This window comes from Mycolicibacillus koreensis (assembly GCF_002104795.1).
Taxonomy (GTDB): domain Bacteria; phylum Actinomycetota; class Actinomycetes; order Mycobacteriales; family Mycobacteriaceae; genus Mycobacterium; species Mycobacterium koreense.
The window spans coordinates 69,128-75,984 of sequence record NZ_NCXO01000015.1; the positions used below are offsets into that span (position 1 = coordinate 69,128).

The 6,857-nt window shown below is 67.0% G+C and carries 7 protein-coding genes; 2 read left to right on the top strand and 5 right to left on the bottom strand.

What is annotated here, in order from left to right; translation table 11 throughout:
- The first annotated feature begins 9 nt into the window (after window positions 1-9).
- Window positions 10-999 (top strand): enoyl-CoA hydratase/isomerase family protein, encoded by a 990-nt coding sequence (locus B8W67_RS08965; RefSeq protein WP_085303546.1) that lies wholly within the window; start codon window positions 10-12, stop codon window positions 997-999.
- Window positions 1,000-1,061: 62 nt separating this feature from the next.
- Here B8W67_RS08965 and mhpA read toward each other — a convergent pair whose 3' ends face one another.
- The 3 genes from mhpA to B8W67_RS08980 form a co-directional block, all read right to left on the bottom strand.
- Window positions 1,062-2,615, bottom strand: coding sequence for a bifunctional 3-(3-hydroxy-phenyl)propionate/3-hydroxycinnamic acid hydroxylase MhpA (gene mhpA, locus B8W67_RS08970; RefSeq protein ID WP_085303548.1), 1,554 nt, complete (start codon window positions 2,613-2,615; stop codon window positions 1,062-1,064).
- Between the two features lie 118 nt (window positions 2,616-2,733).
- Window positions 2,734-3,666, bottom strand: a complete 933-nt coding sequence (locus tag B8W67_RS08975) for a fumarylacetoacetate hydrolase family protein (protein ID WP_085303550.1) — start codon at window positions 3,664-3,666, stop codon at window positions 2,734-2,736.
- Window positions 3,663-4,805, bottom strand: a complete 1,143-nt coding sequence (locus tag B8W67_RS08980) for a VOC family protein (RefSeq protein ID WP_085303565.1) — start codon at window positions 4,803-4,805, stop codon at window positions 3,663-3,665. Before B8W67_RS08980 ends, B8W67_RS08975 begins: the two co-directional genes overlap by 4 nt.
- Window positions 4,806-4,916: 111 nt before the next feature.
- On the opposite strand from B8W67_RS08980, the gene B8W67_RS08985 reads away from it, so the two are divergent.
- Complete coding sequence (locus tag B8W67_RS08985; RefSeq protein ID WP_085303551.1) at window positions 4,917-5,615, top strand: TetR/AcrR family transcriptional regulator; 699 nt, start codon at window positions 4,917-4,919, stop codon at window positions 5,613-5,615.
- A gap of 220 nt (window positions 5,616-5,835) precedes the next feature.
- Here B8W67_RS08985 and B8W67_RS08990 read toward each other — a convergent pair whose 3' ends face one another.
- Window positions 5,836-6,630 carry a nuclear transport factor 2 family protein gene (locus tag B8W67_RS08990; protein WP_234806707.1) on the bottom strand — a complete coding sequence of 265 codons (795 nt, stop codon included), beginning with the start codon at window positions 6,628-6,630 and terminating at the stop codon, window positions 5,836-5,838.
- Window positions 6,631-6,661: 31 nt separating this feature from the next.
- Window positions 6,662-6,857, bottom strand: a 196-nt coding sequence (locus B8W67_RS21105; RefSeq protein ID WP_207567698.1) for a hypothetical protein, incomplete at its 5' end; no start/stop codon positions are given.

Below are 6,857 nucleotides of genomic sequence, written 5' to 3' on the forward strand. Positions count from 1 at the left end.
GGTGCGGAGATGACCCGCCGCCTCAGCACGGTCACCGACCTGGCGTTGCCAACGCTGACCGTCGAACAGCACGACCGCGTGGTGACCGCGCGTTACGCCAGTCCGCCGCTGAATTTCGCCACGACCGCCTTCCTCCGCGACCTGGACACCTTGACCGCCGCGGTCGATCGTGACCGCTCGGTCGGCGCGGTGGTGCTCTCCGGCGGCGTCGAGGGCCGGTTTTTGACCCACGCCGATCCGGGAGAACTCGGCGGCCTCACCGCCGTGCCGGTGCCCCCGCCACCACCAGCGGTGCTGCGGACGTTGTGGCGAGCCACCCGTACCGCGCTGCGGATTCCGGGCGCGCTGCGACTGCTCGAGTCCGTGGGCAGTCCGGTCACCGAGGTGGTGGCATGGGGCTACCGGTGGCGACGCACCATTTTGCGAATGAACCGCTCTGCTGCGGTGTATATCGCCGCGATCAACGGCCCGGCCACCGGCGGTGGGCACGAGATTGCACTCGCGTGCGACCTGCGGTTCGTCTCCGACGCCCCACACATCCCGCTCGGCCAGGTCGAGAGCCTGGCCGCACTGATCCCCGGCGGTGGCGGCACGCAGCGGCTGCCGAAGCTGATCGGTACCGCCAATGCGCTCGAGCACATGCTCGAAGGCACGCCCCTCACCGCGAAGCAGGCCTTTGACCTCGGGCTGGTCAACGCCGTCGTCGCCGACGCCGACCTCATGACACACGCCCAGGACACGGCCGCCCGACTGGCCCGTCGTGCACCCGTGGCGATCCGGGCCATCAAGCGGTTGACCTACTTCACCGCGAGCCGACCCCTGCCGGCCGGACTCGACAGCGAACTCGCCGCGTTCAGCGCCGCCGGGATGCAGCCGGCGATGAAAGCCGTCCTGCAAGCGTTCGCCAGTGACCTCGCACGGCTGCAGGACTCCCCGCTGTCCTCGGGGGCGCCGGACTGGATCGCCGGCACCCGGCACCGGCGAGGAACCCACCAATGACGCGTCCAGCACCACCGCCGTGCACCGGCGCGAAAGGCAAGGGCCGCAAGGGCCGCAAGGGCCTACGCCTGCCTGCGCGGACGCTTCTCAGCATGCTGGGATGCGGTGGCAAAGGGGGGGATCGACGCGCAAAGCGCGGTCACGTCGCGACCGGCCCGCATGACTGTGCGGTCGGGACGAATCACCGCGGCGGTCGCGCGGCCGCGCCGTAGCCACCGGGCCAGTTCTGTTCGGGGAGCGGCATATACGCTACGCGCACCCAGCTCCTCGACGACGGCCTGCTGGGCCGGTGTCAGCATCACGGTGGTCAGTAGTCCAAAACCGCCACCCAACTCCTCATCGAGTCGGTGTCCGGTGGGTAACAGCGGGTTGGGACAGAGCCGCCCGGCGATACGCCGGCTGGTCAGCGATCGTTGCACCAAGGGTGACGAATGCAGGCCGGGCGTCTCGGAATCGACGATCTTGGAACGTAGTCCCGGAATCAGATGCAGTCGTGGCACGATGACCCGGCGCATCGCGGCACCGGTATCGCCACCGGCAGTCATCGCGCGCCCGACGTTGAGCGCCAGGGCTATCATGTGCCGTGCGTGCGGTTTGCGTTCCTGTTGGTAGGTGTCCAAGACTGTTGCGGGCAGGTCGCCGTGATGGACGCCGGCGAGTTTCCAGGCGAGGTTCATCGCGTCGCGCAGCCCCGCACCCATGCCTTGCCCGATGAACGGCGGGGTCAGATGCGCGGCATCGCCGAGCAGGAAGATGTTGCCCGACCGCCAACACGTGGCGATCTGGGCCCGGAACGTGTATTCGGCGATCCGCAGCAGTTGCAGGTCAGCGTTATCGACGTCGCGCACCCATGGCGCTATCAATGGCTGTAAGGCACTCAGAGAAGCGAAATCGTCGACGGACTCTTCGGGCGAGAGCGCGAATTCCCACCGGTATCTGGTCTCACCGATGCGCATGTAGGTACCGGCTCGCTGCGGGTCGCAGACTTGATGGACACCATCCCACTGCCGCAGATCGCCGGTGGTGACGATATCTGCGACGAGCCACCGCTGAGCGAACCTGAGATTGCGCATCGTCGATCCGATTGCGCTGCGCACCAAGCTGTTCGCCCCATCGCAGCCGAGTACGTAGTCGGCGGTGATCGTCGATCCCCGACCGCTGGCCCGGTCGGACGCCGTGATCCGGATTTTGCCACCGGGGTCGACCGCGACATCATGCACCTCGGTGTCACCCCGGAATCGGGCATGCGGAAAACGGCTGAGGTTGCGGCGTAACAACGCCTCCAGGTCGGGTTGGTCAAACATATTGGCGGCCGGAAATCCGTTGCGGCCCGCCGTAGCCTCACGCGGAAACTCGGCCAGCACGTCGTGGTTTCTGTCCAACAGTCGCAGGCCCCGAGCCGGCCGGGAGATGGCGGCGAACTCCTCGCCCACGCCGATCCAGGACAGGGCCCGGTGGATCTCGTCGTCGAGGTGCACGGCGCGTGGCTGGGGGTATACCTGCTGCCAGCGGTCCAACACCACAGTGTCGACGCCGTACTGAGCCAACATGGTGGCCGCGGTGATGCCGGTCGGCCCTCCCCCGACAATCACGACCGGCACATGCTCGCCGCCCATGCTCACGGTGACCCGAAAGCGTCGCTCGGCAGGTAGGACGACGTGCCGATGTGTTCCACCCTGTCGCGCTCGGCACCGGCGCCCATCGGACGTACCGGCGGCCGCGCCGGGACGGCGCTCATGCGAACCGCACCGTCGTGCGCTGCGTGCCCAGATCGATGGCCCCGTCCTCGGTGGCGACGGATGCCTCGATGACATCGCCGTGCTGTAGGAATTTGGGGTTCTTGGCCTGGCGGGCGAAGAAGGCTCTCCATTTGATGGCCGGCGGCAGGAAGTTTCCGATGATCTCCACCGGCTTCGGTGGAGCGGTCAGCGCCGTGCCCGCCGGGGTGCCGGTGAGCACGAGGTCGCCGGCGCAAAGATCCTGGAACCGCGCCAGGGACTGCAGGGCCTGCAGGGGCCGGTAGAGCATGTCGCCCTCGACCAACGCATTCTGGCGTTGTTCACCGTTGACGCTCAACCGCAGCCGAAGCTCACCGAACCGCGCCAGTTCGTCGGCGTTCACCAACACCAGCGCCGGGCCCACCGGGGTGAACGTCGGATAGGACTTGGCTTCGTAGAACTGCGTCTGCGGGAGTTGAACGTCGCGGGCCGACACGTCGTTGGTGACCACTAGTGCGGCGATGTGGTCGGCCAGGTTGGCGTCGGTGATCGTGGTGCCCACCGGGATGTCGCGCCCGACGACCAACCCGATCTCGACCTCATAGTCCAGCAGTGCCACGTGCGCCGGGCGGACGACGACGCCGGTGGGGCCGGTGATCGAGGCCGAGGATTTCCGGAAGAATGTCAGGGGCACGGTTTTCGGGTCCATGCCGGCGTCTTTGACGTGGGATTCGAAGTTGGTCATCTGGGCCACCACCCGACACGGCGCGGTCACCGGGGAGATCAGCTGCAGATCGTCCACCGCGGTCGTGGCATCGCCGGCGGCGTCAATGGCGGCGCGGTCGGCGAGCAGTTGCGCGGTGGTCGATGCCGCGGTGTCGATGCGGGCGGCGCCCGCACCGGTGCGCACCCACCACGCCTCGGCGGTGCGGAGTATCGAGATCGTCATGAGGACACCATTTTCAGTAGGCCGATGAGACGGTTGATGTCGAATTCGTTGCGGCTGCGCAGCGCGGCCACAATGGAGCGCACTTGCTGGGGCGTCTGTTGGAGATCGGTGCCCAGGAAGTCTTTGCTCACCGGTGGCCCCCACTGCGCCAGGCCGGTGGCGGTGAACGGTGCCCAACCGGGTTCTACCGAGGAGTCGAACATGTCGCCGTCGGTGAAGTGCTCCACCAGGAAGCCGTCCGGGTCACGCCAGTAGTCGAATAACTGACTCCCCTGGATGTGGCGTCCGATTCCCCACGACCGGAAGTAACCCCGTTCACGCAGATACTCACCCCCGGCGGCCAACGCGTCCAGGTCGCTGACCTGGTAGGCGGAGTGGACGTACCGGTTGGCCGGGCCCAGCGCCAACGCCAGGGTGTGGTGATCGGTGGGGGTGGAACCGCGGTCGCAACGGATGAAGCTCATGGCCGGGCCGCGCTGGCGTTGGCCGGGAAAGAACAGAAAGTCGCTGACGATCATCCCGAGCGTCTCCAGGTACCAGTTCAGCGTCGCCAGGTAGGTGGTGGTTTGCAGCACCAGGTGTCCGAGGCGCTGGACCCGCGCCGGTGTGCGCAGCGGGCGCTGAGTGGCGTTGACCCGCGGGACGTCACGGCCGGTGTTGAGCACCTGGGGGGCCTGAGTCGGCAGCGCAGGCAGATCGTGCAGGCCGCCGACGACCTTGACGGCGTTCCCGGTGGGATCGGTCAACTCCACGACGACCCCGCCCAGCACCTCGGGCAGCGGGCGTACCGGGGCCCCGGTCTTGTCGGCCAACCGCACCACGTCGACCTCGTCGGCGGCACGGAACGCCACGCCGGCGAACCGGGTGCGGGTACCGCGACGCAGGCTGACACACGGCGCTCCGGCGTCGGTACCCCGCAGCCACAACTGCGCGGGGTCACTGACCGCCACACTGAACCCGAACGCTCGGGAGAACGCCTCGGCACGCACCAGGTCGGGTTTGTCGAATTCCAGCCAGGCAATGTCGGCAACCCGGATCAGCGGGTCACGTGACCGCCCGGGATGCTCCCCGCGCAGCGCACCGTGCTCGCTGTGCAGATCCTTGTGCCGGTCGGCCGTCGGCGTATCGGTCTCGGTCATCTCGTCATCCACCCCGCTCAAACTGACGAAATCGTCACATACGACCATACCTTCAGTCAAGCTTGTTCTGACGAATTCCTCATAACTGAGGCTATTGGTAAAGTCAGCGCCATGGACACGGCGCTACCCGACAGCTGTGACTCACCGGCCGAACCGGTCAGCCGGCTACAACGGCGCAAGATGCGCACCCGCGCCGCCCTGATCCAGGCGGCACAGGGATTCATCGCCCAAGGCCGGCTGAGCGTGCCCATTCTCGAGATCACCCAAGCTGCCGATGTCGGAATGGGCTCGTTCTACAACCACTTCGACAGCAAGGAAGCGCTGTTCGCAGCGGCGGTCACCGATGTCCTCGACGCCTGCGGCGCCCTGCTGGACGCCCATACCGCGACGATCGGCGACCCCGCCGAAGCCTTTGCCACCAGCTTCCGGCTGACCGGACGGCTCTTCCGGCAACGCCCGCAGGAAGCCCAGCTGCTTCTCGCCAACGGCAGTTCCCTGATTCTCTGCGACCACGGCCTGTCCCCCCGTGCGTTGCGTGACATCACCGCGGCGATCGACAGTGGCCGCTTCTCCATCACCGACCCGCAGCTGGGGCTCGCCATTGCCGGTGGGGCATTGTTCGGCCTGGGCACCCTGTTGCGTGAACAGCCCGATCGCGACGACGCCGCGGCGACCGACGAAATAGCCGAAAACGTCCTGCGCATCTTCGGGATGACGTCCCGGCAGGCGCGTGCGCTGTGTCAGCGCCCACTGCCGGATCTGTCGACACTGCAGCTCGCGCCCGCCGACCGGCCACCCCCGCCGACCTGAAGCCCGACCGTGCCTCCTGCCACCGCACACCCGACGCCCGCACGCATCCCGAGCGTTTTCACCGCCTATTCCTACTGACCCCACGGTCCGGGGCCGTGTGGAAAACCGTTTGCTACCTGGTCGGCATCGGTGCCCGCGGATCCCCCGAACGTCACCTCGGCGCATTCTCCGAACGCGCCGAGCGGCATGCTCGGAGCACCCACCGCCTCCCGAACAGGCTTCAGGCGGATGTGTGTCCGCGGGCCTGAGCGAGCTCACGCTCGACCCGGTCGGCAGTGTCGCGCCACTCGTCGGCGGAGGTGATCGCCGGCAGGGGCGGGTTGAAGCGGCGGTGCTCATTGGATGTGGCGTTGAACGCCAGGAACCGCAGCGGCGGCACGATGAGGCGACTCGCGAGCGACTGCACCTTCATGGTCCGCAACGACACCGAACTGGGCGCAATGGGTGACATCTGCAGCGACAGGAACACGATGTCCCAATCGGTGTCGATATGGGTGATCTTGAAATCCGGTGTCAGTGTGTACCGGTCGACTCCGATGAAATTCAGGCAACGGCCCGTTGGCGGAACGACGACGTCGGTGCCGGGAAGCTGCATCGGGCCGGTGAAGCGGCCGATGCCCCGCCATGGGATGACAACGCGCCACTGGTCTTCGAAGTAGTCGTAGTACGGCAGCGAGCGGTTCGTGCCGTCCTGGGCGTAGAAGGCGAGATCCGGAAATGCGGCGAAAGCGGCCGCGCAGTTGGCAAGCGTCTCCTCACGGTCGATGCGCTTGTTCTGGAAAGTCGAGCTGTCGATGAATCCGCAGCCGGGATCCATGCAGTCGCGGAGTTCGTCCACGCTCTGGTTGGCCCAGGCGTCGAACCACCGGCGCCCGAACTCGTAGATACCTTCCGCCGGAAGTCCACGGGCGATCGCCCCTTGTTCCTGCTGCTTGGCCTTGGCCCAGAACTCGGGCATCAATGGCGCATACTGGGCGTGCTCGGGCGACGGGCCGCGGTGGTGCAGAGTTTTCACGGATTACCCTTTCCTCACTCGGAGATTCGATCTAGCGATGTGCGATGCGGACAGGCAACCCGCGGGCCGGGCCTAGCGGATACACCCAGTTCGTGGTGGGGTCACCGACCTGGATGGTGTAGCGCTGCAGGGTCGCGGCCAGCGTGCCGGGAGCAATGATCAGAACCTGTGGATGAGTCTCGGCGAGGCGGCGTAGGAAAGGGCGCACCTTCCCGAGGATGATCTGA

What these genes read in the sequence shown, in the direction of transcription:
- B8W67_RS08965 (WP_085303546.1), top strand. Translation starts at nt 10, where the DNA reads ATGACCCGCCGCCTCAGCACGGTCACCGACCTGGCGTTGCCAACGCTG.
- B8W67_RS08985 (WP_085303551.1), top strand. Translation starts at nt 4,917, where the DNA reads ATGGACACGGCGCTACCCGACAGCTGTGACTCACCGGCCGAACCGGTC.
- mhpA (WP_085303548.1), bottom strand. Translation starts at nt 2,615, where the DNA reads ATGGGCGGCGAGCATGTGCCGGTCGTGATTGTCGGGGGAGGGCCGACC.
- B8W67_RS08975 (WP_085303550.1), bottom strand. Translation starts at nt 3,666, where the DNA reads ATGACGATCTCGATACTCCGCACCGCCGAGGCGTGGTGGGTGCGCACC.
- B8W67_RS08980 (WP_085303565.1), bottom strand. Translation starts at nt 4,805, where the DNA reads ATGACCGAGACCGATACGCCGACGGCCGACCGGCACAAGGATCTGCAC.